Below are 1,742 nucleotides of genomic sequence, written 5' to 3' on the forward strand. Positions count from 1 at the left end.
GCCACACCCGCCGCCGCCTGCGTATGCGCGATATTCGACTTCACCGACCCCAGCCACAACGGCCGATCCACCGGCCGGTCCTGCCCATACGTCGCCAGCAACGCCTGCGCCTCAATCGGATCCCCCAACGCGGTCCCCGTACCGTGTGCCTCCACCACATCCACATCAGCCGCCGCCAGCCGCGCACTCTCCAACGCCGCCCGGATCACCCGCTGCTGCGACGGCCCATTCGGCGCCGTAAGCCCACTACTGGCCCCGTCCTGATTCACCGCACTGCCACGCACCACCGCCAGCACCCGATGCCCGTTCCGCCGGGCATCCGACAACCGCTCCAGGAGCAGCACACCGACACCCTCTGCCGGTCCGAATCCGTCCGCTCGTGCCGAGAACGCCTTGCAGCGCCCGTCCTTCGCGAGCCCGCGCATCCTGCTGAACTCGGTGAAGACCTTCGGGCTGGCCATCACGGTGGCCCCGCCCGCCAGGGCCAGCGAGCACTCGCCGGCGCGCAGTGCCTGAGTGGCGAGGTGGATGGTCACCAGCGACGACGAGCACGCCGTGTCCACCGTCACCGCCGGCCCCTCGAAGCCGAACGCATAGGAGACGCGACCGGAGATGACGCTGGACGTGCTGCCCGTCACGAAGTAACCGTCGGCTTCCTCCGGCTGTCGGGGCAGCCTCGTGACGTAGTCGGACCAACCCGCGCCGTAGAAGACACCGACGTGCTTGCCCCTGAGTGACCTCGTGGCAATTCCGGCCCGTTCGACGGCTTCATGGGTGGTCTCCAGAAGCAGCCGCTGCTGCGGATCCATCGCCAGCGCCTCACGTGGCGGTACGGCGAAGAAGTCCGCATCGAAGTCCGCCACGTCCTGGAGGAAGCCGCCTTCTCGTACGTAGGTCGTGCCGGGAGTGTCAGGGTCGGGGTCGTACAGGCCGTCGACGTCCCAGCCCCGGTCCTCGGGGATGGCCGATACTGCGTCACGGCCCTCGTGGACCAACTGCCACAGGTCTTCGGGCGAGTTGACTCCGCCCGCGTAGCGGCAGGCCATTCCGACGATCGCGATGGGTTCCCGCGCGGCGGCTTCGAGCTGCTGGTTCTGCGCCCTGAGCCGTTCGGCCTCCTTCAGAGATGCCCGCAGCGCTCCGACAATCTGGCTGGTGGAAGCGTCAGTCACGAGCTCTCCCCTTCGGCTTCGGATCGTCCTGTTGCATCGTTTTCGCCGCGCTCGTCGTGTTCGCCGTGCGCCATGCGGATGAGGTCCGCGAGGTCCATCTCGTCGACAGCGCGGATTCTGTTCTCGGTGTCCTCGGCGTGCTGCTCGACGCCGTCTCCGTGCTCGTCGTCATGCTCCGCACCGTCTGCTCCCTCCGCTCCCGGGTCGTCCGGCAGGAGTGCCGTTCGCAGGTGCAGGGCGAGGGCGACGGGGGTGGGGTAGTCGAAGATGAGCGTGGTGGGCAGGCGGAGGCTTGCCGCGATGTTGAGCCGGTTCCGCAGTTCGACCGCTGTCAGGGAGTCGAAGCCCAGCTCCAGGAATCCCCGTTCGGCCTCCACCTCGTCGGGGAGGGAATGGCCGAGGATCGTCGCGGCGTGGTTGCGGACGAGGTCCAGCAGCGTGCGGTGCTGTTCGGCCCTGGGGAGCGCGGTGAGGCGCCGGAGCAGGGAGGCCGTCCCGGAGGCCGGGTCCTTGCCCGCGTTTCCGCCTGCCGCCCGGCGGGCCGGGTGGGGGCGGGCGAGTCCACGCAGG

2 protein-coding genes are annotated in these 1,742 nt (G+C 69.2%); both read right to left on the reverse strand.

What is annotated here, in order from left to right:
• A partial coding sequence (locus G6048_RS47980) for a beta-ketoacyl synthase N-terminal-like domain-containing protein (protein WP_408056255.1) occupies positions 1 to 1,172 on the reverse strand: 1,172 nt, incomplete at its 3' end.
• Positions 1,169 to 1,742 (reverse strand): acyl carrier protein (locus G6048_RS47985; RefSeq protein ID WP_165345879.1); only part of this gene is annotated, 574 nt, incomplete at its 5' end. The genes G6048_RS47980 and G6048_RS47985, both read right to left, overlap by 4 nt.

The sequence above is a fragment of the Streptomyces ureilyticus genome (assembly GCF_011045025.1).
Taxonomy (GTDB): Bacteria; Actinomycetota; Actinomycetes; order Streptomycetales; family Streptomycetaceae; genus Streptomyces; species Streptomyces ureilyticus.